Source organism: Candidatus Chryseopegocella kryptomonas (assembly GCF_001536065.1).
Classification (GTDB): domain Bacteria; phylum Bacteroidota; class Ignavibacteria; order Kryptoniales; family Kryptoniaceae; genus Kryptonium; species Kryptonium kryptomonas.
On sequence record NZ_CZVW01000004.1, the window covers coordinates 21,731 to 47,154 of the forward strand.

The 25,424-nt window shown below is 36.0% G+C and carries 25 protein-coding genes; 20 read left to right on the forward strand and 5 right to left on the reverse strand.

Going from position 1 to position 25,424, the window contains the following annotated elements:
* The first annotated feature begins 112 nt into the window (after nucleotides 1-112).
* The 5 genes from AWW83_RS02235 to AWW83_RS02255 are packed head-to-tail and all read left to right on the forward strand — an operon-like array spanning nucleotide 113 to nucleotide 5,511.
* Nucleotides 113-1,153 carry a proline iminopeptidase-family hydrolase gene (locus tag AWW83_RS02235; RefSeq protein ID WP_092347805.1) on the forward strand — a complete coding sequence of 347 codons (1,041 nt, stop codon included), beginning with the start codon at nucleotides 113-115 and terminating at the stop codon, nucleotides 1,151-1,153.
* Nucleotides 1,154-1,174: 21 nt separating this feature from the next.
* Nucleotides 1,175-2,686, forward strand: coding sequence for an N-acetylmuramoyl-L-alanine amidase family protein (locus tag AWW83_RS02240; RefSeq protein ID WP_092347808.1), 1,512 nt, complete (start codon nucleotides 1,175-1,177; stop codon nucleotides 2,684-2,686).
* The gene (locus AWW83_RS02245) at nucleotides 2,664-3,236 is read left to right on the forward strand and encodes a hypothetical protein (protein WP_092347811.1); all 573 of its coding nucleotides are present in this window, start codon (nucleotides 2,664-2,666) and stop codon (nucleotides 3,234-3,236) included. Before AWW83_RS02240 ends, AWW83_RS02245 begins: the two co-directional genes overlap by 23 nt.
* A 21-nt stretch (nucleotides 3,237-3,257) precedes the next feature.
* A complete protein-coding gene (locus AWW83_RS02250; protein ID WP_092347814.1) occupies nucleotides 3,258-4,481 on the forward strand; it encodes a 3-hydroxyacyl-CoA dehydrogenase in 1,224 nt (407 codons plus the stop codon).
* 4 nt (nucleotides 4,482-4,485) lie between these two features.
* Nucleotides 4,486-5,511, forward strand: a complete 1,026-nt coding sequence (locus AWW83_RS02255; RefSeq protein WP_092347816.1) for an alcohol dehydrogenase catalytic domain-containing protein — start codon at nucleotides 4,486-4,488, stop codon at nucleotides 5,509-5,511.
* Between the two features lie 2 nt (nucleotides 5,512-5,513).
* Here the strand turns inward: AWW83_RS02255 and idi are convergent, their stop codons facing one another.
* On the reverse strand, nucleotides 5,514-6,053 hold the full coding sequence (gene idi / locus AWW83_RS02260) for an isopentenyl-diphosphate Delta-isomerase (protein ID WP_092347819.1): 540 nt from the start codon (nucleotides 6,051-6,053) through the stop codon (nucleotides 5,514-5,516).
* A gap of 85 nt (nucleotides 6,054-6,138) precedes the next feature.
* On the opposite strand from idi, the gene AWW83_RS02265 reads away from it, so the two are divergent.
* The gene (locus AWW83_RS02265) at nucleotides 6,139-7,164 is read left to right on the forward strand and encodes an alcohol dehydrogenase catalytic domain-containing protein (RefSeq protein ID WP_092347822.1); all 1,026 of its coding nucleotides are present in this window, start codon (nucleotides 6,139-6,141) and stop codon (nucleotides 7,162-7,164) included.
* Here AWW83_RS02265 and AWW83_RS02270 read toward each other — a convergent pair.
* A complete protein-coding gene (locus AWW83_RS02270) occupies nucleotides 7,161-8,798 on the reverse strand; it encodes an Ig-like domain-containing domain (protein ID WP_092347826.1) in 1,638 nt (545 codons plus the stop codon). The genes AWW83_RS02265 and AWW83_RS02270 overlap by 4 nt on opposite strands.
* An 81-nt stretch (nucleotides 8,799-8,879) precedes the next feature.
* On the opposite strand from AWW83_RS02270, the gene AWW83_RS02275 reads away from it, so the two are divergent.
* Nucleotides 8,880-9,233 carry a DF family (seleno)protein gene (locus tag AWW83_RS02275; RefSeq protein ID WP_092347829.1) on the forward strand — a complete coding sequence of 118 codons (354 nt, stop codon included), beginning with the start codon at nucleotides 8,880-8,882 and terminating at the stop codon, nucleotides 9,231-9,233.
* Between the two features lie 43 nt (nucleotides 9,234-9,276).
* On the opposite strand, the gene AWW83_RS02280 is transcribed toward AWW83_RS02275, so the two are convergent.
* Complete coding sequence (locus AWW83_RS02280; RefSeq protein ID WP_143713862.1) at nucleotides 9,277-12,060, reverse strand: TonB-dependent receptor; 2,784 nt, start codon at nucleotides 12,058-12,060, stop codon at nucleotides 9,277-9,279.
* A gap of 162 nt (nucleotides 12,061-12,222) precedes the next feature.
* Here AWW83_RS02280 and hypA point away from each other — a divergent pair, with 162 nt between their 5' ends.
* The 3 genes from hypA to hypF are packed head-to-tail and all read left to right on the forward strand — an operon-like array spanning nucleotide 12,223 to nucleotide 15,522.
* Nucleotides 12,223-12,564, forward strand: a complete 342-nt coding sequence (hypA, locus tag AWW83_RS02285; protein ID WP_092347835.1) for a hydrogenase maturation nickel metallochaperone HypA — start codon at nucleotides 12,223-12,225, stop codon at nucleotides 12,562-12,564.
* Between the two features lie 17 nt (nucleotides 12,565-12,581).
* Nucleotides 12,582-13,253, forward strand: a complete 672-nt coding sequence (gene hypB, locus AWW83_RS02290) for a hydrogenase nickel incorporation protein HypB (protein ID WP_092347838.1) — start codon at nucleotides 12,582-12,584, stop codon at nucleotides 13,251-13,253.
* Nucleotides 13,240-15,522 carry a carbamoyltransferase HypF gene (gene hypF / locus AWW83_RS02295; protein ID WP_092347841.1) on the forward strand — a complete coding sequence of 761 codons (2,283 nt, stop codon included), beginning with the start codon at nucleotides 13,240-13,242 and terminating at the stop codon, nucleotides 15,520-15,522. Before hypB ends, hypF begins: the two co-directional genes overlap by 14 nt.
* Here the strand turns inward: hypF and AWW83_RS02300 are convergent.
* Both AWW83_RS02300 and AWW83_RS02305 read right to left on the reverse strand, forming a co-directional pair.
* Nucleotides 15,509-16,273 carry a c-type cytochrome gene (locus AWW83_RS02300; protein ID WP_092347844.1) on the reverse strand — a complete coding sequence of 255 codons (765 nt, stop codon included), beginning with the start codon at nucleotides 16,271-16,273 and terminating at the stop codon, nucleotides 15,509-15,511. The two genes, hypF and AWW83_RS02300, sit on opposite strands and share 14 nt — an antisense overlap.
* A gap of 61 nt (nucleotides 16,274-16,334) precedes the next feature.
* Nucleotides 16,335-16,649 carry a hypothetical protein gene (locus AWW83_RS02305; RefSeq protein WP_143713863.1) on the reverse strand — a complete coding sequence of 105 codons (315 nt, stop codon included), beginning with the start codon at nucleotides 16,647-16,649 and terminating at the stop codon, nucleotides 16,335-16,337.
* 329 nt (nucleotides 16,650-16,978) lie between these two features.
* On the opposite strand from AWW83_RS02305, the gene AWW83_RS02310 reads away from it, so the two are divergent.
* From AWW83_RS02310 to AWW83_RS02355, 10 genes are all read left to right on the forward strand, one after another.
* Nucleotides 16,979-17,356, forward strand: coding sequence for a response regulator (locus AWW83_RS02310; protein ID WP_268761446.1), 378 nt, complete (start codon nucleotides 16,979-16,981; stop codon nucleotides 17,354-17,356).
* A complete protein-coding gene (locus AWW83_RS02315) occupies nucleotides 17,353-17,880 on the forward strand; it encodes an ABC transporter substrate binding protein (protein WP_092347853.1) in 528 nt (175 codons plus the stop codon). Before AWW83_RS02310 ends, AWW83_RS02315 begins: the two co-directional genes overlap by 4 nt.
* A complete protein-coding gene (locus tag AWW83_RS02320) occupies nucleotides 17,867-19,735 on the forward strand; it encodes a methyl-accepting chemotaxis protein (protein WP_092347857.1) in 1,869 nt (622 codons plus the stop codon). Before AWW83_RS02315 ends, AWW83_RS02320 begins: the two co-directional genes overlap by 14 nt.
* Nucleotides 19,736-19,799: 64 nt before the next feature.
* Nucleotides 19,800-20,297 (forward strand): chemotaxis protein CheW, encoded by a 498-nt coding sequence (locus AWW83_RS02325; protein ID WP_092348122.1) that lies wholly within the window; start codon nucleotides 19,800-19,802, stop codon nucleotides 20,295-20,297.
* A complete protein-coding gene (locus tag AWW83_RS02330; protein WP_092347860.1) occupies nucleotides 20,294-21,616 on the forward strand; it encodes a flagellar assembly protein A in 1,323 nt (440 codons plus the stop codon). Before AWW83_RS02325 ends, AWW83_RS02330 begins: the two co-directional genes overlap by 4 nt.
* The gene (locus tag AWW83_RS02335; protein WP_092347863.1) at nucleotides 21,613-22,920 is read left to right on the forward strand and encodes a HEAT repeat domain-containing protein; all 1,308 of its coding nucleotides are present in this window, start codon (nucleotides 21,613-21,615) and stop codon (nucleotides 22,918-22,920) included. Before AWW83_RS02330 ends, AWW83_RS02335 begins: the two co-directional genes overlap by 4 nt.
* A 15-nt stretch (nucleotides 22,921-22,935) precedes the next feature.
* On the forward strand, nucleotides 22,936-23,799 hold the full coding sequence (locus tag AWW83_RS02340) for a CheR family methyltransferase (protein WP_092347866.1): 864 nt from the start codon (nucleotides 22,936-22,938) through the stop codon (nucleotides 23,797-23,799).
* Nucleotides 23,800-23,810: 11 nt separating this feature from the next.
* On the forward strand, nucleotides 23,811-24,179 hold the full coding sequence (locus AWW83_RS02345; protein ID WP_092347871.1) for a response regulator: 369 nt from the start codon (nucleotides 23,811-23,813) through the stop codon (nucleotides 24,177-24,179).
* A 14-nt stretch (nucleotides 24,180-24,193) separates the two neighbouring features.
* Nucleotides 24,194-24,577 carry a chemotaxis response regulator CheY gene (locus AWW83_RS02350; RefSeq protein ID WP_200753986.1) on the forward strand — a complete coding sequence of 128 codons (384 nt, stop codon included), beginning with the start codon at nucleotides 24,194-24,196 and terminating at the stop codon, nucleotides 24,575-24,577.
* A gap of 10 nt (nucleotides 24,578-24,587) precedes the next feature.
* Nucleotides 24,588-25,424, forward strand: a complete 837-nt coding sequence (locus AWW83_RS02355; RefSeq protein WP_092347874.1) for a protein phosphatase CheZ — start codon at nucleotides 24,588-24,590, stop codon at nucleotides 25,422-25,424.

Sequence of the window (25,424 nt, forward strand, 5' to 3'; positions counted from 1 at the left end):
AACCAAGATCCAACAACCGCCCTATCCAGATGCCAGTTTCTCAAAAGTCCAAAAATCTTGACACTTGACATAAGATTTGGTAAATTATCAAAAAACTAATTGAGGTTTTGCAATGATTAGATTTATTCCGTTGCTTTTCGGAATGTCAATTCTTTTAACCTCTTGCTCAAAGGAGGGAAAGACGCCTTCACTTAAAGATTATTTTAAGAGCGAAGAAAAAGGAGTGAAAACGGGCGGAATAAAGTTAATTTCAATAGAAACGCCAAGGGGAACTTTCAAGGTCTGGACGAAAAGATTTGGAAATAATCCGAGAATTAAACTTTTGTTTTTGCACGGCGGACCTGGCTCAACACACGAATACTGGGAATGCGCCGAAAGTTTCCTCCCACAGGAAGGAATAGAATTTATCTACTACGACCAGCTCGGCTCGTGGTATTCAGATCAACCCGATGATAGCTCACTCTGGGTAACGGAAAGATTCGTTGAAGAACTTGAACAAGTGAGAAAAGCTCTTGGGCTCAACAAAGATAACTTCTATCTGCTCGGTCATTCCTGGGGCGGAATTTTAGCAATGGAATATGCGCTCAAATATCAAGACAATCTTAAAGCATTGATCATCTCAAATATGATGTCAAGCTGTCCCGAATACGATAAATATGCAGATGAGGTTTTATCAAAAGACATACCGCCAGATGTCTTAAAACAAATACGAGAATTTGAAGCAAAAGGTGATTACAAAAATCCAAAATATATAGACTTGCTCTTGAAACATTACTATGTCAAACATGTTTTAAGAATGCCTGTTGAAGAATGGCCTGACCCTGTCGTTAGAGCTTTTAAACATACAAATGAAAAAATTTATGTCTTAATGCAGGGACCAAGTGAATTTGGAATCTCGGGACGACTTGAAAAATGGGATAGGTCAAAAGATTTAAATAAAATCAAAGTCCCAACTCTCATCATCGGAGCAAAATATGACACGATGGACCCAGAACATATGAAATGGATGTCAACGCAGGTGCAAAACGGAAGTTATCTTTTCTGCCCAAACGGAAGCCATATGTGTATGTATGACGACCAAGAAACTTACTTCAAAGGTTTGATCAAATTCATAAAAGAAGTTGATGCAGGGAAAACAAAGGTTGAATTTTAAAAAAATTTTGAGCTCAACTTGATGCGAAAATTTCTCAAATATATTTTGTTGTTTTTCATTGCGATTGAAATTTCAAAATCCGATGTCTTCAAAGTAAAAATAAACGACAAAGTTGAGCTCATCCCTGCCTTTCGTGAAGCAAGAACTCTTTACATTTCTCTTCCTGATTTGCTGAATCTTTTAAAAGTTGAATATACAGCTGACACTGTAAACGGTTTTATTCAATTCAAAATTTCAGACAACACCTTCAAACTTGTTTCCGAAAATCCGTTTATAGTCATTTCATCTGAAAACGAAACAAAAATCATTCAGCTCCCCGTTGAGGTCGTCTCGGGCGCAGGAAAAATTTTCGTCCCTGTTAAGTATTTTTCGGAAATTTTCAAACGTTATTTTCAAAATGAGTTCAATTTTGACGAAAAAAATAATTTAATCATTGCTTCAATCCCTGCTCCAAAGTCAATTGAACCCGCTTTCCCTGCCTTTGATGTTTATGATATTGCCATTGACAGAAGAAGCAATGGCTATCTTTTGAGAATCAGAACCGCAAGAAAAATCAAAGATTATGAAATATGGCTTGGACAAAACAACTGGCTTTATATAACAATTGCAAACGCAAAAATTGACATCTCAAAAATAAAAAAATTATCCGCACCGAATCTCGTAAGCAAAATTGAAATAATACCATACGGTAGCTCAGTTCAACTATCTTTTAAACTCATCCCGAAAATAAAACATTATGAAGTCATCGTTGACAAAGAGACAGATGACATACTCGTAGCGCTTTACACGAACGAAGCACGCTCAAACCTTGAAAATGTAAAAAAGAAATTTTTAATTGATGTTGTCGTAATTGACCCCGGGCATGGTGGCAAAGACCCCGGAGCAATCGGAGTTTATGGAACGCAGGAAAAAGATATAACGCTTGCAATCGCAAAAAAATTGAAAACATTGATTGAAAAACTTGATGTCAAAGTTGTAATGACAAGAGACGAAGATGAATTCGTTGAACTGTATAAAAGAGGTCAAATTGCAAATTCAAACAATGGTAAACTTTTCATAAGTATTCACTGCAATTCTATGCCTTATAAACCGCACCCCGCAAGCGGATTTGAAGTTTATATCCTCCGCCCCGGGAAAACTGAAGATGCCATCAGAATCGCAGAAAGAGAAAACGCAGTGATAAAACTTGAAGAAAACTATGAAGAAAGATACAAACACTTAACAGATGAAAGTTACATTTTAACCGCAATGGCTCATAATGTTTATGTCAAAAACAGCGAAAGATTTGCGGAAATTTTGAATAACGAAGCGAAAAATTCTTTGAACATAAGAGTAAATGGAGTAAGTCAAGCTGGTTTTTATGTTCTCGTTGGAGCATCAATGCCAAGCGTCTTGATTGAAACCGCCTATCTTTCAAATCCACAGGATGAAAAATATCTTCGTAGCGAAACAAAACAATGGGAAATAGCAAGAACAATTTTCAACGCAGTTAAAAAATTTAAAGAAGAATATGAATCTTCAATCGCTGATTAAATATGTCCTTGTGTTGTTAACATTTTTGAATTCTGAAACATTTTCCGGAATAAAAGAAGCAATTAAATTTGCAAGAGAAGGACTTGAAAGAGCGGTTGAACTTGCACCAAAAGTTAAAAAGAGAAAATCGTTTGACAGCAGAAGTTTTTATCCCGGCGAAGCGAAAATCTTTTACAGGGTTTCAATTAAAAGAGACACGACAAATGAAGTGATAATTAAATCAACCGGCTATTCAGAAATTGACGAAGCAAGTTTTGAAATAAAAATTTCAAACGCAGGAAAAATTGAAAATCTTGAGAAAACACTTGTCTTAGCGTGGGAAATGCTTAACAGAAAAAGTTTTATAAAAGCTGAAAGAAAAACGGACAAAATAGAAACGAAGATCGGCGGATATGATGTTGAGATAAATGTTAAGTTTGAGGGTTCAGAACAGGCTGAGGTAAAAATTGCAAAGATAAAGATAAAAGTTTCAAATCCAGATGAAAAATTTGAATCCGCAACAATTGAATCAATAAGAAGATACAAAGTTTCGGATGGAAGTTTCTTTTAAAAACAAAATCACTTTTGAGAAATGAACACAATCGGCGTAGTCGGAGCAGGAAGAATGGGAAGCGGAATAGCGCAAGTTATGGCTCAAGCAGGTTATGATGTTATTCTTTTTGACATATCAAACGAAACATTGCAAAATGCTCTTGAAAACATCAAAAGACACCTTCAAAGAGCGCTTGAACTTGGAACAATTAAGAAAGAGCAACTTCAAGGCATTCTCACCAAGATTCACCCAACCACGAAGTTAAAACATTTCATAAGCGCAGACATAGTTTTTGAAGCAGTGATTGAAGATATTGAAGTTAAAAGAAAAATTTTTCACGAACTTGATGATAGATGCAATCCTACGACTATACTTGCAACGAACACATCTTCTCTATCAGTTACAAAGATCGCATCCGTTACGGAAAATCCATACAGAGTCATCGGAACGCACTTTTTCAATCCACCGTATGTTTTAAAACTTGTTGAAGTTGTAAAAGCGCAGCACACATCCGATGATACAGTTGAAAAAACCGTTAGCTTCCTCAAAAGCATTGGTCATTCTCCAATAGTTGTGAAAGATTCCCCTGGCTTTATCGTCAATAGAATTTCACGGCATTTTTATCTTGAACCGCTGAGAGCTTATGAAATTGGACTTGCGGGAATTGAAGAAATTGATTCTGCTTTTAAACTTTTCGGACTTGAAATGGGTCCCTTTGAAGTGATTGATTATGTCGGAGTTGATGTGAATTATATTGTTTCAAGATCAATCTATGAAAGATTTAATTTTGAAGAAAGGTTCAGACCTGTGGCTTTTCAAACGAAACTTGTTGAAGCGGGTCTTCTCGGAAGGAAAACGAATTCAGGATTTTATTACTATGTTGGGAAAGAGAAAAAACTTCAAGATTTTTTCAAAAGAGAGAAAATAAATTACAAATTCAGCAAAAAATTCTTAAATCTTGCGGATACAATCTGCAAAAAAATTTTGAGCCAAAAAGATAACCTCAACGATTCACAAAAAATTGTTGTCGCTTTGACAGTATCAATGATTATAAACGAAGCATATTACGCTTTGATGGAAAATCTTGCTCTTGAAGACGACATAAATCTTGCATTCCGACTCGTTAAGTTTCCAGCAGGACCATTTGAACTTGCTGAACAAATCGGATTGAAAAATGTTTTCAACTTTCTAAATCTCGCAAGGGAAGAGCTTTTATCCGAAAGATATAAACCTGCTCTTTTACTTGCAAAAAAATTAAGTTGAAAAAATGTTAAGCGCATTTTTGACAAACTTTAAAACGATTGAGCTCAAAGATGTTGAAATTCCAGAGCCATCTGATGGCGAAGTCGTTATAAAAGTTCAATCCGCTCTAACTTGTGGGACTGATCTTAAAATGTATCTGCGTGGGCATCCCAAGTTTAACTTCCCGATGCTTTTCGGACACGAATGCTCGGGAATAATTTACAAGGTTGGGCATGGTGTCAAGAACTTTAAAGAAGGTGATGAAGTAATGTTTGCAAACTCTGCATCCTGCGGTGAATGTTATTACTGCAAGCGTGGCGATGAAAATTTATGCGTAAATCTTTTTGAAAGCATCTTCTTTGGGGCTTACTCCGAATTCGCAAAAGTTCCAGCAAGAATTGTCGGGAAAAATATGTTTCATAAACCGAAAAATCTTTCCTTCACACAGTCAGCATTTCTTGAACCAACTTCATGCGTTATGAATGGGATAAGAAATTTAAATGTGCGTGATGGTGATTTTGTCCTGATAATAGGTGATGGGGCAATTGGCTTAATTTTTGCTCTGGCAATTAAAAAACTTTTAAATGTCAACTTAATCGTTGCTGGAAAACACGCAGAGCGTCTTGCGGTTGCGAAAAAATTCGGTGCTGATTTCATCTTGAATTCTTCTGAAAATGAATTTGAAGAAAAATTAAATGAAATCACATTTGGCATCGGACCAAATGCAATAATTGAATGCACGGGAAAACCAGAGGTATGGGAGAAAAGCGTTGAACTTGTCTCAAAAGGTGGTGAAGTTATCTTGTTCGGTGGTTGCCCAGCAGGAACAAAAGTAAATTTTGATGCAACGAGAATCCACTACGATCAAATAACAATAAAAGGAATTTTCCATTTCACATCAAAAGATGTGAAAAAAGCTTACAATTTTTTAAGCGACAATTCAACAGAACTAATTGAGCTTGTTTCAAGAAAATACCGATTAAATCAAATTCAAGAAGCGTTTGAGCGCCTTGCTGTGCGTGATGGAATAAAGTATGAGATAAACCCGTGAAATTATAACTTCTTCATACGACTTATCTTTTTCAATTCCTTGGAATACCGCTCCAAAATCAAAACAAACCACTTCGTGTAATTTTGTGGATTTTCCTTAACATCTTTAAGCAAAGGATTTAACTTAACTTTCTTAATCTCCGCAACTTCATTCGGATCGGGTTTAAACTCACCATCGTAAAAACCAAAGAAAAGCGTATTATATTCGTGTTCAATTAAATCGCCAACTTCCAGATTGTAAGTTATCGTCCCGAACTTTTTAATTTTACATTTGATCCCAAGTTCTTCTTTCAATCTTCTCAACGCACCTGATTTAAAAGTTTCTTCTGGTTTCGGATGCCCGCAACAAGTATTGCTCCACAGAAGCGGTGAATGATATTTATTTTCAGAGCGACGCTGTAAAATTAAATTTCCATCCGAATCAAAAATAAAAACTGAAAAAGCACGATGTAAAACTCCTTTTTTATGAGCCATTAATTTATCCATTGCGCCAATTTTTCGGTTTTTTCTATCAACGATAATCACATAATCTCTTTGGTTCATCTTCGCTTGAAAATTTAAATTTTGATAACAGAGATAGCATTGATAAATTATTAAAAATTTTGCTCTTAACAAACTCACTTTGAATATGAAAGTTGCAAAGTTATATGATTTCGGCGATATAAGAATTGAAGAAGTTGAAATACCAAGTATATCAGATGATGAAATCCTTGTAAAAGTGAAAGCCAGTGGAATTTGTTCAAGTGATACAATGAAATGGTATATACGAAAAAAAGCACCACTTGTCATAGGGCACGAACTTTCGGGCATCGTCGTTGACATCGGAAAAAATGTTAAGGAATTTAAAATTGGTGATAGAGTTTTCATCCACCATCACGCTCCGTGTATGAGTTGCAGATATTGCCAAAGAGGAAACTTTGTAATGTGTGAAACATGGAGAAAGTCAAAAATAATTCCCGGTGGAGTTGCTGAATATGTTAAAGTTCCAGAAGTGAATTTGAAAAACGATACATTAAAACTTCCAGATAACATCTCATTTGAAGATGGGGCTTTGATTGAACCCGTTGCTTGTTCCGTTAAAGCATTTAAAAAAGCATTGATTAGACCCGGCGATTATGTCGTCGCCCTTGGACTTGGGTTTATGGGTCAAGTAAATGTTAAACTTGCCAAATTTTACGGCGCTGAAATCGTAATTGGCATTGACAAAGTAAAGTTCCGACTTGATAGAGCAATTGAAAACGGTGCTGATTATGTGTTAAATTTTGAAACTGAAAATGTGAAAGAAAAAATTGCTCAAATTACAAATCAATATATGGCAGACATTGTGATAGTTGGTCCTGGAACGATTGAAGCAATTAACTTTGGACTTGAACTTGTCGCAAAAGGTGGGAAACTTTTGCTTTTCACACCAACTCCCGAAGATGCAAAACTTGAAATTAAGCCATTTGATATTTACTTCAACGAAATATCAATTATACCAAGTTATTCCGCTGGTCCAGATGATACAAGAGAAGCCCTGAGATTAATAAGCGAAGGCGTCATAAAAGCGGAAAATTTCATAACACACAGATTTAGAATTGAAAACACGCTTGATGCATTTATGATGACTGCAAACGCCGGGGATTCATTAAAATGCATGATAATTTTTGATTAAAACTTTACATTTATATTTTCCGTCGTCCACCTTGCTCTGACCTTGACAGTGTCTGGGAAAACGCTAAATCTCTCCGATGGGATGAAAGGATAAACTTTACCATAATCATATTTCCCGTTTCCATTTGAATCTATGAACGCTTCAATCAAATATCTACCTTGTGGAATTTTTTCAAATATAAACCTTGAATTACACTTCGTTTTAGTTTGAAAAATCTTCTTCTTTCCAACCTCAAACGCAGAAACAACAACAGATGAAACAGTATCATCACAAACGACATTTCCTTCAATTGCTCCAAAATTTGCTGGATCAAGTGTTCTGAAAGTTATTTTCAAAGTATCTTTAAAAACATTTCCATTTACATCGCGAATGTTGAAAACATTTAGTGTGTACAATTCATTTGCCTTTAAACTTTCAACTGGCTTAATTTCAAGCGAATTCAAATTTTGCTCAATTTTTATCTCTGTTCCAGCGCCAGATGAATCAACAAGAGAAGCCCCAACACCTGGATTTAAAATATCGTCAAAGAGAAGTTTTATATTTGCGCTTAAATCAATTTCAGTTTCATCATCGGATGGGGTTGAAAAAATCAGAGATGGTGCGGTCGTATCCTGCGGAAATTCATTGCGTGGCTCGGGTGATAGTTCAAAAATTTGGGGTTCAATTTCATTCCCGGCTAAATCTGAAACCTTTGAAATGAAAAGTTTATATTTACCAGTGTTAAGAAGTTTATCAAAAATTATCAAAATTACTCTTGTGCTATCCGGATAAATCTGTGGCACAAGGTTTAAAGAACCAGCACTATTTTCAAGTTTGAAAGATTTTTCGCTCAAAATTATCTTCTCCGAAAACTTAACAAGTATATGTGAGGCATCAATCACATTAACGGACGAAACGAAAGGTTTGCTTGTGTCTTCAATTGTTGTTTTAAAGATGATATTTTCAACAGATGGAGTCAAAGAGTCAATTTCCACATCTTTCCAGAAAACACCGTATTCATCTTCATTCGGGTTATATAGAAGGTTTCGCAATTTATCGTTAATAGCAATCAATCTATATTTGCCAAGTTTTAAAAATTGAAGTTTAAAATTTCCGTCTTTCCCCGCTTGTGTAACATAATCGGGCTTTGTGCGCAGTGGTGAAAGTGTGTCTGGATTTATTCCGTCAATCAAATAAGCAAACACCATGAAATTTTCCTTTGAAGCGTAAATTTTACCACCGATGCTTCCTGAATCAATTTTTGAACCTGTTGAGAAAGCAAGCGCAAAAGATTCTTTCATTTTATTTCCCGCATTTAAATCTCTTATTTCAGTCCCAAATGTAATGACATAAGTTTTGTTTTCTTTTAATTTTTCGGGAAAAATAAGTTTAAGTTTTCTTCCTGACCATTTAAACTTAATTTCGCCTTCAACATAAGGTGAGATGTAAATTGCATCCTGAACCGAGCGTTTATCAACATACTCGCTGAATTCAACTTCAACATAATCATCTTTGAAATTTGTTGTGCGATTTTCGGGATATGTTTTGATTATTTGAGGTGGAGTTGTATCTGGTGGACCACCCGATGGTGGAACTTGAGTTGCGCAACCGAGGAAAACAAGAGCAAAGATAAAAACAAGATTAGTTTTTTTCATCAACAGGAATTAAATTTTTTTGCAGTATGTTGTGAAAATTGAACGCATAAAAATTTAAAAAAAAATTAGGTTGACACAAAAATGATCAAAATTCAATTTCTCTATTTTTCCGATTGTCCAAATCACGAAATTGCCCGAAAAAATCTTATGGAGGCAATTTCAAAGGTGAGATTAAATCATTATGAGATTGAGGAAATTGAGATAAAAAGTGAAGAAGATGCGCAAAGATATAAATTCCCTGGTTCCCCCACGATAAGAGTTAACGGAGTTGATGTTGACCCAAATTACATTGATAGCGGGAATTATGCTTTGATGTGCAGAGTTTACAGAATTGGTGATAAATTTCACGGTGCTCCAACTGTTGAAATGATAAAAGAGGCGCTTGAAGATGCAAGTTTCTACGAAGGCATAAAAGAAGCCGGCGGTTGCTGTTGAGGAATAAGGGGGATAGCATTAAACTATCCCCCTTGTGTTCAGATTACAAGTAGAAAAATCTAAAACCAAGCTGGAGATATCTCGGGGCATAGGAGCTATTGGGCTGACCAAAATTAGAAAGTGGATTCCCTCTTGCGTCAAACATTCTATTAAAGTAACTTGCTGCATTAAACCAATTAAACACATTGAACGCATCAAAAACGATCGCTACTTTAAATCCTCTATAGTTAAATGTTTTGCTCAATCTAATATCAACTTGCTTATACCAGTTTCTAATTTTACGCCAATCAAGAGTTTTCACCCTTGTATTATTCGGCCAATCATCATCAAAGAAATTGTTATCGTTCAAGTCCATGCCAACTATAACATTGTAAGGTCTTGGTGAGGCAAAAATGCCAATCCCACTGAATTGGAAATCAAATGGCAGGTTAATTATCCAATTAAGAACAAATCTATGTCTTTCATCCGCACTACTTCTTTGCCTGCTATAGCTTGAGGCAAACGGATATGCTGGTGGAGTTACACCATCAAAGTCAGAATAAGCCCAAGACAATGTATATGATAACTGCACTGTTAATTTTGTTGTCTTATACAAAATGTTTGTTAAAAATCCATGATAGAAAGCTCTTCCATAACTTCCCCAGAGATAAATATCTCCATACCTATTTGAAATAGCTCTTTTGCCTTGGCTTGGAATGTAGTAGTTAGCATTTGTTTGCACATACAATGCTGTAGCGTGATTATTGACATAATCAATACTAAGACCAAGGGTTGGTGTTATCTGTTGTCCTATCCCGATAGACCATTGATATACTGCTGGGGTTAACATACGCTTGTGAAGCAAATAAACCGTTGGGCGTATCGTGCCCTCGCCTTGTAAAATTCTTTGACGCAAAACATTAGGATCGGTTGTGCCCGGATTTATAAAAGTATATATCCCCCACTTTGAATAGAGTTGCTCAAAATAAGCAATAAAGTTAGGTAACCTGTCGAAGAAAATCCCATAACCACCTCTTAAAATTGTTTTTCCAGTTCCAAACATATCCCAAGAGAAACTAATTCTTGGGGCAAAATTATCAAGATCGTTTTCTCTGTCACCCCTATTGAAATACTCAGGCGGAATTTTACTTGTTAATTCAGTGCTATCAGCCCATCTTACTTTAAATTTGTTGTTCAATGTATTTATATCCGCATCCCATCTTAAGCCAAAGCTCAATGTAAATTGTGGCACAGGTGTCCATTTATCCTGGATGAAGGCACCAACTGTCCATCCGTCCAAGTGACCCTCAGCGTCGTTCATAGTGTAAGGATCCGTAAAGCCAATGCCAATTGTTGCAGTTCTTGGCAATGTGCTTGTATCGGTGTCAAAAACAAATTGACCGTAGTAATAATACGGAAACCACGGGGTAGAAGTTGTTCTCGTAAGCTCAACCCCCGCTTTAAAAATATGCTCACCGTAAAAATCTGATAAATTATAAGTGAACTTATTCACTATTCTGTAATGATCTTCAGCAAGTTTTATTGGGAAAGTTCCGCGCCCCAAAGCTATGCTTGGATAAATATAAGCAGGTCCAGTTTTTATCAACGGTTCATCGTGTCTCCATCTCAAGTAATGCAATGTAAGTTCATTCATCGCCTTTGAAGAAATTATCCAGGTATCTCTTAATAAAACTGAATTTATATGATACTTGCCGTAAATTCCAGCAGTGTAAGCAAATGTCCCGCCAAAAAAGAATTTGCTGTCCATATATCTTGTTGCCCAAATCAAATCAAAAGTATGAGCAGTTGATGGTTGATAAGTTAATCTTAAAACACCTGTGTGATTTGCAGTTGGTGATTCAAAAGTTCCACGATATTGATCCCATATATTTGGCGCATATGCAGGTCGTCCAGGAACAACATCAATATAATTTTTCTCATTGTTTAACTCGTAGGATGCGAAGAAAAATAACTTATCCGTAACTATTGGACCAGAGAGAGCAAACCCAAGTTGCTGGCGGTTGTAGTCAGGTTTAACACTCTGAAAAGGACCACGAGCATTTAAACTTTTATGTCTGTAATTGGCAAAAGCTGTTGCTTTGAATTCATTTGTTCCTCTTTGAGTAACTGCTGAAATCACATAAGATGTCCCTCTTGTATATTCGGGATCAAAAGCATTTAATACAACTCTGAATTCCTGAACTGCTTCCTGCGGTAGAGGTGATCCAGTTTGTGGAATTCCTACGATGTTCCCGTTATAATAGCTTTTCCACTCAACACCGTCAACATAAAGTTGAATAAATCTAAGTTGAGGCAGCGAACCGGCTTCGGGTAAAGATCTACCACCGATTGGCGAATAATACTTTATCCCGGGAACTAACGCTGCTAAATTCATAACATTTCTCGTGTCAAGAGGCAAATTAACTATTTGCTCGCGTCTTACAGGCATAGAAACATCGGTGCGTTTAAGTTCAAAAACCGGCGCAGTTGCAACAACTTCAACAGCACCGAGCTCAATGGCTTCGGGCACAAGTGTAAAGTTAACAATTCCTGTTTGACCAATTAAAACCTCAACCGTAGTAGTAGCCTTCTTATAACCAACATGTAATGCGGTTATCTCATATTTCCCCGGCTGCAACCCCAGAATATGATATGTCCCAGATTTTGTAGTTATAGCACCTCGTGTTAAACCCGTTTCAACATTTTTAACCACAATCTCAACATCAGAAAGTGGTTTACCCTCATTATCAATAACTCTACCTTCAATTTGAGCTGTTGAAATTTGCGCTTTTGAAATTGAACCCCCAATGATTAAACTTAAAATAACAAGAAATATAGTGTGTCTCATGGCAGGGCTTGATTTTTGTTTTTGTTTCAACCTAAATTTAAAAAGCAAATGATAATTTGTCAAGAGAAAATTGACATTTTTGTGAACCTTCCAAAACTTGTTTAAATTTGACTATCTCTGCGAAATTTTTTAAAATTTTATCAAAGAAATGGATGTGATTTGATGCATGAGTTAGCGATTGCACAAAGCATCATTGAAATTGCAGAAAAAGAAGCCAAAAACCACAATTCAAGCACTATCAAAAAAATCAAAGTTCAAATAGGAGAATTTAGCGGGGTCGTAAAAGAAGCACTTGAATTTTCATTTGAGATCGCCAAAAATGGAACTCCTGCTGAAAACGCTCAACTTGAAATTGAAATTGTTAAGTTTAAAGCAATCTGCAAGACATGTAATTTTACACTTGAAAAAATTGATGATTTCAATCTTTTCTGTCCAAATTGTGAAAATGTCCTTGAAATCATCTCAGGGCGAGAGATGAGAATTGAGTATATTGAAATTGAATAAACAAAAGGAGGTCTAAAATGCATAAAATTGATGTTGGGGCAAAAATTTTACAGGCAAATGAAGAAATCGCTCAGGAAAACAAAGAAATTTTTAAAAAGCATGGGGTTTTTACAGTCAATATAATGTCAGCTCCTGGCGCAGGTAAAACTTCAGTCCTTGAAGAAACGATAAAACGCCTAAAAGATGAATTCGCAATCGCTGTAATTGAAGGAGATCTGCAAACAAGCGTTGACTCCGATAGAATCAAAGCACTTGGAATTCCCGCCTATCAAATCACAACCGGAAATGTCTGTCATCTTGATGCTCGCATGATCCACAACGCACTTCACGATTTTAAACTTGATGGGTTTGACATTCTTTTCATTGAAAATGTTGGAAATCTTGTCTGCCCTGCGGAATTTTATCTCGGTGAAGATCTAAGAGCGATGGTTTACAGCGTAGTTGAAGGTGCGGAAAAACCGAAAAAATATCCCTTGATGTTCCACGAAGTTGAAGTTGTCCTGCTTAACAAAATTGACCTTTTACCTTACGCCGGTGTTGAAATTGATGAACTCAAAAGAAATGTCCTTGAAGTAAATCCAACCGCAAAAATTTTCCCAATCTCGTGCAGGACTGGAGACGGGCTTGACGAATGGATAAACTGGTTCAGGAACAGAGTCAAAAGATTCAAAGAAAATGTTAAAAGCTAAAAAAATCTACATTGAAGGAATAGTTCAAGGTGTTGGTTTCAGACCGTTTATTTTCAAGCTCGCAAATGAATTTAATCTAAAAGGATACATTTACAATGATACTAACGGAGTTTATATTGAAGTTGAAGGCGATGAGATTGCAATTGAAGAATTTATAAAATCAATACCTGAAAAAGCCCCTCCGCTCTCACTTATTGAGAAGATTTTAACAGAGCCATCTGAAGTTAAAGGTTATACTGAATTTTTCATAGAGAAAAGCAAAGGTGGGGAAGAAAAATTTGTTTTAATTTCTCCTGATGTATCAACCTGTGAAGATTGCCTTCGCGAGCTTTTTGATCCGAAAGACAGACGTTTTAGATATCCGTTCATAAATTGCACAAATTGTGGTCCCAGATTTACAATCATAATTGATGTCCCGTATGATAGAGCAAAAACTACGATGTCTGTTTTTAAAATGTGCGATAAATGTGAAAGCGAATATCACGACCCTTCAAATAGAAGATTTCACGCTCAACCAAATGCTTGCCCCGCTTGCGGTCCATCGTTAAAACTTCTTGACAACAAATTTAACGAAATAAAATGTGATGATGCGATAAAAGAAACAGCGAAAATTTTGAAGGATGGTTTCATAGTTGCGATAAAAGGACTTGGTGGTTATCATCTTGCATGTGATGCTTTAAATAATCAAGCGGTTGGAGAATTGAGAAAAAGAAAAATGAGAATTGAAAAGCCATTTGCAATTATGATACCTGAAATTGACTGGCTTGATAAAATTTGCGTTTATAATGAAGAAGAATTAAAACTTTTAACATCAATTCAAAGACCGATCGTCTTAATACGAAAAAAGGAAAACTGTCCAATTGCTGATGAAGTTGCACCAAAAAATGCCTATCTTGGAGTTATGTTGCCATATACACCGCTTCATCATCTTTTGATGAAAGAAGTTAACATTCCACTTGTGATGACAAGTGGGAACTTAACAGAAGAACCAATTGCATACAAAGACGATGACGCTTTTGAAAGATTGAAAAACATCGCTGACTTCTTTCTCATCCACAATCGTGAAATACATATAAGATGTGATGACTCTGTTGCTGTTGTGATCAACAAAAAACCGACGATTATAAGGCGATCCCGTGGTTATGTTCCTTATCCAGTTAAAATCCCGTTTGAGACAAAAAAACATATTCTCGCCCTTGGTGGACATTTGAAAAACACATTTTGCTTTTTAAAAGGAAGATACGCCTTTTTAAGTCATCACATCGGAGACCTTGAAAACTGGGCAACTTTAAAATCTCTGATTGAAGGCGTTGAACATTTCAAAAAACTTTTTGATCTAAATCCCGAAATTGTCGCTTACGATATGCACCCCGAATATCTTTCAACAAAATATGCTCTTGAACTTGACATTCCCGTGAAAATTCCCGTGCAACATCACCATGCTCACATTGTAAGTTGTATGACAGAGAATAATTTATCTGAGCCAGTTATAGGTGTTGCTTTTGATGGGACAGGTTTTGGAACGGATGGGAAAATTTGGGGAGGGGAATTTTTGATCGCTGAACCTTCAAAATTTGAAAGAGTCGCACATTTTGAATATATCCCGTTGCCCGGAGGCGAAGTGGGGATAAAAGAACCGTGGAGAATGGCTGTGTCATACCTTTATAATACATTCGGCAATGATTTTATCAATCTTGAAATTCCATTTGTTAAGAAGTTAATTCAAACCGAAAGCAATAAACTCAAAATCCTTTTGAAGATGATTCAAAAAGGGGTTAATTCACCGCTTACATCTGCAGTTGGAAGATTGTTTGACGCTGTTTCTGCAATCTGCGATGTTAGATTAAAAGTAAATTACGAAGCGCAAGCAGCGATGGAATTTCAAATGCTAGCTGACGAAAACGAAGTTGATTCTTATAACTTTGAGATCATTGATGATAAAAAACCTTGGGTGATAACTTTTAAATCTGGAATAAAAGAAATAGCCGAAGACATTTTAAAGGGTGTCTCGGTTCAGAAAATTTCGGGAAAGTTTCACAACACGATCGCAGACATAATTTTCTCCGTTTCAGAAAAGATAAAGGAAGAGACAAAGATAAATAAAGTTGTGTTAAGTGGTGGCGTCTTTCAGAATTCTCTTCTAACAGAGAAGACAACTTCAAAACTTATAAAAGCAGGTTTTGAAGTTTACACTCACTCAAAAGTTCCCCCAAATGATGGCGGTTTATCACTCGGTCAAGCGGTGGTTGCGCTGTTCAATGTGATTTAACCTCTCCCCTTAACCATTTTATATACGAGATAATGTGCTCAATCTCATCTTCCGTCAAAATCTCTTTATAAGCTGGCATTTTTATAATTTGCTTTTGAATGAAAATTTTTGCAATCGGGTGATTCTTCAATCGTTTTATATTTCCCTCAAGTATCCACTCTCTGAGCTCGCTTTCATCTTTGACAAGTTCTTTAAAATCTTTTCCATCCCATCCGGGGATATAACCTTTAAATGAATTTTTGTTTGGCATTCCACCCATTCCATAAGGACCGTGGCATCCAAAGCATCCGGAATTTTTAGCAATCTTGTGGCCAATTTTTGCACTATCATTGTCAATCTCAATTAAACCCATAACCGCTTTTAGATAGACAATCAAATAATTCAACTCTTTTTCAGGTATAATTCCTTTATAAGCAGGCATTTTTATAACTCCGCCGTGGTCTATGTTTTTTAATCTTTCCGGCTTCCCATAAAGTATCCATTCTCTCAATTCATCTTCGTTCAAAATGAACATCATTGCAGTTTCACCCTGCCACGCTGGGGTTTCATCGTAGCGATAAGTTGGATTTTTTATCTTCCCCTGCCCTTCAAATCCGTGACAATTGAAACAACCATATTTATAAGCGATTTCCCTCCCTTTCCAAGCTGGTGAATAACTTGGCATTCTTAACGAATAAAAGAGCAAGATTGAGAGAATTACTGAGGATAATATGATTGAAAAAATTAACCAGAAGGTGTTGCCTTGCTTCATAAGGCGGGCTCTAATGTATTTTTTTACGGGGGCGGGTTTTAAAACCCGCCCTTCATTTCTATCATTTCACCGGCTCAACTGACTCAATTACAACGCCGGGCAAACCACCTCTTTGATAGAATGCACCTGTAATTGTCACCCTTTCCGCAGCAAATTCTTTTAATTTTTCATATGGTTCTGGTTTTGCGTGGTCTTCAACGACAAGATAAACCTTGCCATCATCTGTTAAAATTCCTATCGGCTCACCGCCTTTGATACACATAACAGCACATCTTTTATGTTCAGCGCCTTTTTTCTCACCAGCAACATAACAGGCAAGATCAAGAACTTCACCCTTTAAAGTCACTTTCTTTGCAGAGGTGGTTTTTGAATCCATCTTGCCCTGAGGAATGGCGGTTGAAATAGAGAAAATTAACAAAAGCCCCAAAACCGCAAAAAATTTTATTGCCCGCATCGTAGCACTCCGTTTTTGGTTTTAAAAGAAGTTCAAAATTTATAACAAACCTTTAACTAAATAAGGTTTCTTTTGATACTGTCTGATTTTATTCACCCCCTTCAAACACTTGCATAATATTAGCCAACAATTCCCAAGAAAAACATTTAAAATTTTCAAAATTATCAACTCTTGACAATGGCACAGTTTTAGAGTTCAAAATCTGGTGTAAAAGAACATAAAAACTCAAAAAATGCAAAAAAATTATCCTTCTGGTTGATGATGATGAGCTCGTGCGTGTGACATTGAAAGAATTTCTAACGATACTTGGATTGCAGGTGATTGAAGCAAGGAATGGAAGGGAAGGAATTGAGAAAGCAATTGAAACTGAATTTCACATTTTAATTGCTGATTACAAGATGCCTGATATGACGGGAATTGAAATGATAAGAGAAATTCAAAAATTTAAGCGTGATTTTAAAATTTTGATTTTGACTGGTTATGCGGATGAGATAACAAAAGACATGATTGAAGAGCTCGGGATAGTTTCCGTTTTACAAAAGCCCATTGATCTTGCGCTTCTTGAAAAAATCATAACTCAACTTCTTGCAAATCCAAAAAATAAAAATAATTGGGAGGGTAAAAAATGAAGAAAGCGATTATCTTACTCGCTTTATTTTTGTTTAATTTCGTTGCCCTTTCACAGCGAGCAACTCCACTTCAATATCTTTACATGATGAAATCATTTAAACCGACGACGCAAAAAGTCGGGATACTTTGCGAACTTGATAAAAATCCAGGCATTGTGGATAAGTTGCAACGCTCGGCTTTTTCAGCTGGGATTAAAATTTTCATAGCGGATGTCAAAGAGTTGAAAGATGTTTCGCAAAAATTTGCAGAACTTATGAAAAATGGAGTTGACTTCATCTGGATTATTGATGAAAAAGATGTTTCAGCACATCCAATCGCCCGAGAATATATATTCAAAAATTCACTTCTTAACAAAATCCCTGTTGCAGTTCCCGATCCTGAACTTGTAAAAGAAGGTGGTCTTTTCTCACTTGAGGTTTCAGGTGAAGAAATAAAAGTTTTCGTCAATAACAAAATCGCAAACGCATTACAAATAAACATACCAGAAAACTATAAGGAGAGGGTGCAATATGTGGCTAATTGAAAAATTCAACAATCTCAAATGGAAATATAAAACATTCATTGGAATTGAATTCATCGTTGTCGGGACGGCAATAGTTGTATCGTTAATTTATTCAATGATTCTCGGGAGAGAGATTGAAAGACAGTTTATAAAAAGGGCAGAGGCAACTGTAAAACAATTCTCACAAGCATCTATCTTCGGGATACTTTTACAAGATGAAAATCAACTCAAACAAACGATTGAAAATTTCTACACTGAAAATTTCACAAAGTATATCGCCGTTTATAGCAAAGATGGTAAAATTCTGGCGCAGAAAAATTTTGACATCATCTCTGGTGAAATGAAGAAAATTGAAAATTTCAAAGGGGATATAAATTATTCCGAACTCTCAATAGACAAAGAACCAGTGCTTGATGTTCAAGCGAAAGTTTATCGTGGTGATGAATTTGTCGGATATGTGAGATTTGGTTTGTTGAAAGGAGAATTAAAGCAAACTCTTTCAAAAGCACATTTTATAAATTTTGGTTTTATCGTTTTCGCAATTTTGCTCGGTCTTGTCTTCGGATATATCGTGTTAAAATTGTTTGTCAATCCAGTTGAAAGAATTCGTTATGCATCCGAACTCGTTGCGCAAGGAGATGTGAATGTAAGCATTGAAGATTGCAAGGATAGAAAAGATGAGATTGGGATACTTGTCAGGTCTTTCAACAAAATGGTTGAGAACATAAGAAATTCAATTGAAACGATAACATCGCAGAGAGAACTTGCGGAAAAATTAAGAATTGAAGCGGAGGAGGCGAAAAAAGTTATTCAAGAGCAGAAAAAGGCACTTGAAGTTAAACTTCAAAAAATTTTTGATGTGATTGAATCAGTTTCAAATGGTGATTTGACAAAAGAGATAACGATAGATGGCGATGATGAGATCAGTGTGCTTGCTGGAAGATTAAACAAGATGATTTCTGATTTGAAATTTTTGATCAAAGAGATAATTGACACAAGCAATGCTGTTGCAAATTCAAGTTCTCAAATTAGCACTTCAACAGAGGAGATGTCAACCGCAGTTCAGGATCAAGCAAGGCAGATTGCAGAGATAGTTTCAGCGATAGAGGAAATGTCAAGAACGATAGTTGAAAACGCCAATCAAGCCGAAAGAGCCGAAGAACTTGCTCGTGCAAATAGTTCATTTGCGGAAGAAGGAAGCAAGGCGGTTATCTCAACGATTGAACAAATGCATCGGCTTGCGGAGGTTGTCAGAAATTCAGCTCAAAGCGTTCAAGTTCTCGGGAAAAGCAGTAATCAAATAGGTGAAATAATTGATGTGATTGAAGATATCGCCGATCAAACAAATTTGCTGGCTTTAAATGCAGCAATTGAAGCAGCAAGAGCAGGGGAGCAAGGGCGTGGCTTTGCTGTTGTGGCAGATGAAGTAAGAAAACTCGCGGAAAGAACGATGAAAGCAACGAAAGAAATAAGCAAAATGATAAAACAAATACAAAACGATACGAACGAAGTTGTGAAAATTATGGAATCAGGTGTTAAAGTTGCGGAAACGGGAATTCAACTTGCCGATAATGCAAATCTCGCTTTGAAGCAAATAGTCAAAAACGCAGGCGATGTATCGCAGTTGATCTCGGAAATATCAAGGGCAAATAGAGAACAATCAAGGGTAAGTGAAGATATAAGCAAGGCAGTTGAATCAATAAGCTCAATCGCAGAGCAGACATCCGCAGGCGTTCATCAAATAGCAAAAGCAGTTGAAGATTTAAGCAAGCTAACAGAAAGATTAAGACAAATGGTTATGCGTTTCAACATAGGTCAAGGAATTGGAAGAGAAAGTTATGAGAAATTTGTCAGGATCGGTGGAAATGGCGTTTAAAGAGACAGCGAATTTTTTCCGAAAATATAATAAGAAGTTTTCAAAATAAATGGAGAAGGAAAAAATGAATCTTCAAGATGTCGTAAATACCGAAAATTATGCGGAGATGCTTCAGCTTGTAAGTTTTAAGATAGGTAGTGAAGAATTTGGCGTTGATATACTCAAAGTTCAAGAGATAAATCGTCTTGTCCAAATAACGCAAGTGCCAAATGCACCGAGTTTCATTGAGGGTGTGATGAATTTAAGGGGCAAGGTTGTTCCAATAGTAAATTTGAGAAAAAGGTTTGGGCTTTCGCTGAAAGAGTATGACAAAAATACAAGGATAATAGTTGTTGATTTAAACGGGAAAACGGTTGGATTTATAGTTGATAGCGTGAGCGAAGTTTTAAGGGTTTCAAAAAATGTTGTTGAACCACCACCAGAACTTGTATCAGGAATTGACAGTGAATATATAACTGGGATTGCAAAGCTTGAGGATCGTCTTTTAATACTTCTTGACCTTGAAAAAATTTTAACAGTTGAAGAGAAGCAAACATTAAAAGAATCGTTTCAAGCACAATGAAGGTCAAAATTTCGCCAGACAAACTCAAAGCTTTTTTAATCATTGAATCAAAAGACGAGTTGAAAGAAAAATGCGTTGATGACATCGTGAGGTTTTTAAATTCAAATAGCGTGGTTCAGGGAATCAAACTTGATGAGATTGAAAAGATAATTCAAAATCCAGAGGAAGGTGAATTTTTAATTGCAGAGGGAAATCCGCCTGTTGATGGTAAAGATGGCTACATATCTTTTGAATTTGACATGAGCAAAAAAACATTGATACGAAATGTTAAAGCAGGAGAAAGAATTGCAACAATTTATCCTCCAACATCAGGAGTTGATGGAATTGCTGTAACGGGTGAAACTTTAAAAGCAAAAGCGGGCAAACCAGCAAACAGCATTTATCTTGGTGAAAATGTCACTTTTTCAGAATCTGATAAAACTATAATTGCAACAGCCGACGGAAACCTTCATTTAAATGAAGATGGAACAATTGAAGTTACGCCCGTCTTGAAAATCAACGGAAACATTGATGTAACTTTTGGCGAGGTTAATTTCATTGGAAGTTTAATTGTAAACGGAGATATAAAATCAGGTGCAAAAGTTAAAGTTGGGAAAAATCTTGAAGTTTATGGAAACATTGAAGATGCAGATGTTGAAGTAAAGGGAAATGCTTTAATTGGGGGTGGATTCATTGGCTACGGTCGGGGTAAACTTTATGTCCACGGCGATGTATCGTTAAGATACATAACAAATCAAAATCTGGTTGCGGATGGAAATGTCGTGATAAAGCGTGAAGCAGTTAACGCAAACATTTTATGTGGTGGGAAATTAATCGCAAAAGATGCAGTGATAATTGGCGGAACAATAATGACAAAAGGAGAAATAGAAGTTAAAACAATTGGCGGTGCTGAATATTCAAGAACTGTCATAATCATCGGAAGAAGAGATGCTCAAGTTGAAAAAATCAAAAAAATTACCGCCGAAATCCGTCGGCTTGAAGCATATCTTGAAGGTGTAAAATCGGAAATTTACGCACTTGCGAGATTGAAAATTGACTGGGGCGAACTACCAGAGGAACAAGAAAAACAACTTCAAAACCTTATGAAATGGAGAGATGAAATTCCAAAACGACTTCAACAACTTGAAAATATGAAGAAAAACATACTTGAAGATATGAGAAAAGCAGGCAAAGCAAGGTTGATTGTTTACGGGACGATTTACAAAAACACTTATCTTGAAATTAACGGTGCGAAAGAAGAAATAAGTTTTGATATGAAAAATTCAATTTTTGAAGAAGACATGGGGATAATTGTAAGAACAAAAATTCAAGAAACATGAGCAGGGTTTATGAAACAATTATCGCTGGGTTAAATTCTTTTGATCCAGATGAAAGAAGGTTATCTGTTGAAGCAAGCGTGAGATTTGGTGATAGAGAAGAAGTTCTGGATAAGTTGATTGAACTTCTCAAAGATGAAGATAAAGGAGTAAGAGATGCCGTCGCAAATTCTCTTTGGCACATTGCAAATGAATTTGATGGCACAAAAGATAAAATCATAAAAGGCATCGCAAATTTACTTCTGTGTGAAGATCTTAAATTGAGGAATTTATCCGCTGAATTGCTTGTAAAGTTTGGGAAATCTGCTTTAAAAGATGTGATAAAACTTGCTAATCACGATGACAAGGACATAAGAAAGATGGCTATTGATGTGATTGGGCTGATCGGGGATGATTCTGTAACCGATTTTTTAATTGAAAAGTTAAACGATCCAGACCCAAATGTTGTAACTTCTGCAATTGAAGCGCTTGGAAATATCGGAAATGATAAAGCGATTGGGAAGTTAATTGATGCATTTCAAATTCTTACATTCGCACAAACTCAAATAGTTGAATCGCTTGGAAAGTTGTGCAAAAATTCTGGCTTAAAGAAAATCCTATGCGAGTTTTTTACCGAAACATTTGCGACCGCCGACGATCCAATTTTAAAATGTGCAATAGTTGAAGCAATCGGGAAGGCGGGAGATTCACGGAATCTTGAATTTTTAATGTCTTTAACATTTGACAGAAACATCGCAATTCAAAAAATGGCTATCGTTTCAATCGTCAATATATGCGCTCGTGAAAAATGCGAATTTAAATCAAATAAACATTTCTTCAAATCATTCTTTGAGAAGGCAATTGAAATTTTCAATGAAACCGACGATCGGGAATTTAAACTCAACTTTTTGAACTTCGCTTCAAAATGGATTGAACACGATTATGTCAAAAAATTTATCCTTAATCTTTTGAGTGAGCGAAACGAACTAACTGAAAAAGCGATTGATATTTTGAACTCAAATGCCCAAGATTTTTTAGAATTTTCGCTTGAAAACGAAACAAACGCAGAAAATTTCATTGACCTTGTTGAGATCTTGCTTTACAATTGCGGTAAAATTTTTGAGGATGTGGGATTGAGAAAATTGGTTGTAGATAAATTAACAAATGTTTTTTACGATGTTGAACACGAAAAGAAAATCACAGTTTTAAATCTTTTGGTTTCGCTTGATGTGAAGACATTTGAAAAAATAATGAAACAATTGCAGGAATTGGACGATCCAGTTTTCAGAGATTACGCAGATATGTTCGGTTTAAACTTCGCAAAATAAAAACAAAAATTCACGATGTCATTTTCCCAAAGAGAAATAGAAAGTTTGAAATTAACTGACGAAGAATTTTTTGAATTGAGAGATTACATCTCTCGCTTAACAGGGATTTACTTTCCAGAGAACAAAAAGTATCTCATTGAGTCAAGAATTCGCCCGAGAATTGAAGCGCTTGGCTTGAAATCTTATAGGGCTTATCTTGATTTTCTCAAATTCTCACCTTTCAGAGCACGAGAACTTGAAATTTTGTTCAAGTTGATAACGATAAACGAGACATATTTTTTCAGAGATGAATTGCAGTTAAAAGTCATAGAGGAGAAAATTTTACCCGAACTTATTCAATCAAAGCCGAAAAATGGTTTCAGAACTTTGCGAATTTGGAGCGCAGGATGTTCAACAGGCGAAGAACCTTACACAATTGCGATGATTTACCTTGAAAAAATAAAACCGAAATTTCCAGATGTTAAGTTTGAGATCATCGGAACGGACATAAACAGTTCAGTCATTGAGGTTGCAAAAAGAGGAATTTACAGGCAGTATTCAATGCGTTATGTTCCAGAAAATTATCTACAAAGATATTTCAATTGCAACGGCGACGAATTTAAAATAAGCGAAGAAATAAAAAAACTTGTTCGGTTTGAGCAATTGAACTTGATGGATAGATTTCAGATGGTGATGATGAGAAATTTTGATCTTGTTCTGTTAAGAAATGTTCTCATTTATTTTGATGAGAATGCAAGGAAAGAGGTGGTTTCGTGGATTTACGACTCGCTCAATCGTGGGGGGTATCTTGTGATCGGGTATTCAGAGACATTGAGAAATGTGACAAAGGCGTTCAAAATAGTTTATTTTGACAAAGTCGTCGCATATAAAAAAGAGTGAGGTGAGAAGCCATGTCAAAAACAATTCTTGTAGTTGACGATTCTGCGACAATAAGAAAATTTGTCTCACTTGCACTTGAAAATCTCGGATATAAGGTTTTCACAGCGTCAGATGGGATGGAAGTTTTTGAGGTTCTCTCAAAAGTTAATTCGGTTGATTTAATCATAACGGACATAAACATGCCAAATCTTGATGGATTTGAACTAATAAAAATTCTTCGTTCGGATGATAGATTTAAAGATGTTCCGATAATAATTCTTTCTTCTCTGTCGGATGGAAAAAGCATTGACATGGGGTTAAAGCTTGGTGCAAATTCATACCTTATCAAGCCATTTAACGCAAAACGAATTCAATACGAGGTTTCAAAGTATCTAAATTAAAGGAGGTGAAAATTATGGAGGATGGCAAAATCAGATTTCTTGTTGTTGATGATTCACCAACTATGCGAAGGATAGTTATAAATGCTTTGAAAAACATCGGATACACGGACATAGTTGAGGCAGAAGATGGCAAAGATGCGCTTGCAAAACTTTATGCTGAAAAAATTGATTTTATCATAACTGATTGGAACATGCCGAATATGACAGGACTTGAACTGACGAAAGCGGTTCGTTCAGACCCAAACTTTGCAAACATCCCGATCCTTATGGTCACGACAAGAGGTATGAAACAAGATGTGCTTGAAGCACTTCAAGCTCGGGTAAATAATTACATTGTTAAGCCATTCACACCGCAAATTTTAAAGGAAAAAATTGAACAGATTCTGAAAACATTGTAGGAGGCGAATTATGGAAGCGAAAAAAGAATCCAACTTTATAAAGCAAATTGATTTTATCCTGCGTGAGATAGAAGAGTTAAAAGCAATTTTCATACTTGGTCAGAGGGTAATACCGTTTCTTGAAGAGCTTTTCGTCTTCGTCAGGGAAGTTGGACCAATGCTTGCGGAGATAAATAAATCCCTTGAAGAAAGCTCAAATAAAATCCCGAGAGCGTCAAATCAACTTAACACCGTAACAAAGACAACGGAAATGGCAACAACCGAAATTCTTGATGCGCTTGATGAAATGAGTTTAAAATTTGGAGAGATCAAAGGTTACATCTCCGCTATGAAACTTTGCTATCAAAAACAACAAAAATTGGCAAGAAGAATAAAAAAGCAAATTGAAAAAGGAGATCTTGAAAGTGTAAAAGAATTATGGGGGAAATTTTATGAGGTTTTATCAAATTGCAACGGGTTTGATGATGTCTTTGAAAAATTATCGGAAGTCAAGCAAAATGCGGAAAACATAATGTATGCACTTCAATTTCAAGATATAACTGCACAACAGATATCGGCGATAAATTATCTTATCGGCTCAGTTCAAGAAAAAATCACGCACCTGCTTTCAAAACTTGGAAATACGGAAACAAGGAAACATGAACTTGAAACATATTCGGATTTTTCCGAGAAATCATTTAACCCATCGGCTGAATATGACAAATCAAGCTTAAAACAGGAAATTGTTGATGAGATCATAAAAAATTCACCAAAATCTTTAAAAACAATTGACGAAAACGAGGGAATAGCATCGCAGGAAGAAATTGATAAACTTTTCAACAAAGATAAAAATAATCAAGAGGTTTGA

Bases quoted from the DNA above. Each gene is read 5' to 3' on its own strand.
- AWW83_RS02235 (WP_092347805.1), top strand. From the start codon at position 113: ATGATTAGATTTATTCCGTTGCTTTTCGGAATGTCAATTCTTTTAACC.
- AWW83_RS02240 (WP_092347808.1), top strand. From the start codon at position 1,175: ATGCGAAAATTTCTCAAATATATTTTGTTGTTTTTCATTGCGATTGAA.
- AWW83_RS02245 (WP_092347811.1), top strand. From the start codon at position 2,664: ATGAATCTTCAATCGCTGATTAAATATGTCCTTGTGTTGTTAACATTT.
- AWW83_RS02250 (WP_092347814.1), top strand. From the start codon at position 3,258: ATGAACACAATCGGCGTAGTCGGAGCAGGAAGAATGGGAAGCGGAATA.
- AWW83_RS02255 (WP_092347816.1), top strand. From the start codon at position 4,486: ATGTTAAGCGCATTTTTGACAAACTTTAAAACGATTGAGCTCAAAGAT.
- idi (WP_092347819.1), bottom strand. From the start codon at position 6,053: ATGAACCAAAGAGATTATGTGATTATCGTTGATAGAAAAAACCGAAAA.
- AWW83_RS02265 (WP_092347822.1), top strand. From the start codon at position 6,139: ATGAAAGTTGCAAAGTTATATGATTTCGGCGATATAAGAATTGAAGAA.
- AWW83_RS02270 (WP_092347826.1), bottom strand. From the start codon at position 8,798: ATGAAAAAAACTAATCTTGTTTTTATCTTTGCTCTTGTTTTCCTCGGT.
- AWW83_RS02275 (WP_092347829.1), top strand. From the start codon at position 8,880: ATGATCAAAATTCAATTTCTCTATTTTTCCGATTGTCCAAATCACGAA.
- AWW83_RS02280 (WP_143713862.1), bottom strand. From the start codon at position 12,060: ATGAGACACACTATATTTCTTGTTATTTTAAGTTTAATCATTGGGGGT.
- hypA (WP_092347835.1), top strand. From the start codon at position 12,223: ATGCATGAGTTAGCGATTGCACAAAGCATCATTGAAATTGCAGAAAAA.
- hypB (WP_092347838.1), top strand. From the start codon at position 12,582: ATGCATAAAATTGATGTTGGGGCAAAAATTTTACAGGCAAATGAAGAA.
- hypF (WP_092347841.1), top strand. From the start codon at position 13,240: ATGTTAAAAGCTAAAAAAATCTACATTGAAGGAATAGTTCAAGGTGTT.
- AWW83_RS02300 (WP_092347844.1), bottom strand. From the start codon at position 16,273: ATGAAGCAAGGCAACACCTTCTGGTTAATTTTTTCAATCATATTATCC.
- AWW83_RS02305 (WP_143713863.1), bottom strand. From the start codon at position 16,649: ATGGATTCAAAAACCACCTCTGCAAAGAAAGTGACTTTAAAGGGTGAA.
- AWW83_RS02315 (WP_092347853.1), top strand. From the start codon at position 17,353: ATGAAGAAAGCGATTATCTTACTCGCTTTATTTTTGTTTAATTTCGTT.
- AWW83_RS02320 (WP_092347857.1), top strand. From the start codon at position 17,867: ATGTGGCTAATTGAAAAATTCAACAATCTCAAATGGAAATATAAAACA.
- AWW83_RS02325 (WP_092348122.1), top strand. From the start codon at position 19,800: ATGAATCTTCAAGATGTCGTAAATACCGAAAATTATGCGGAGATGCTT.
- AWW83_RS02330 (WP_092347860.1), top strand. From the start codon at position 20,294: ATGAAGGTCAAAATTTCGCCAGACAAACTCAAAGCTTTTTTAATCATT.
- AWW83_RS02335 (WP_092347863.1), top strand. From the start codon at position 21,613: ATGAGCAGGGTTTATGAAACAATTATCGCTGGGTTAAATTCTTTTGAT.
- AWW83_RS02340 (WP_092347866.1), top strand. From the start codon at position 22,936: ATGTCATTTTCCCAAAGAGAAATAGAAAGTTTGAAATTAACTGACGAA.
- AWW83_RS02345 (WP_092347871.1), top strand. From the start codon at position 23,811: ATGTCAAAAACAATTCTTGTAGTTGACGATTCTGCGACAATAAGAAAA.
- AWW83_RS02350 (WP_200753986.1), top strand. From the start codon at position 24,194: ATGGAGGATGGCAAAATCAGATTTCTTGTTGTTGATGATTCACCAACT.
- AWW83_RS02355 (WP_092347874.1), top strand. From the start codon at position 24,588: ATGGAAGCGAAAAAAGAATCCAACTTTATAAAGCAAATTGATTTTATC.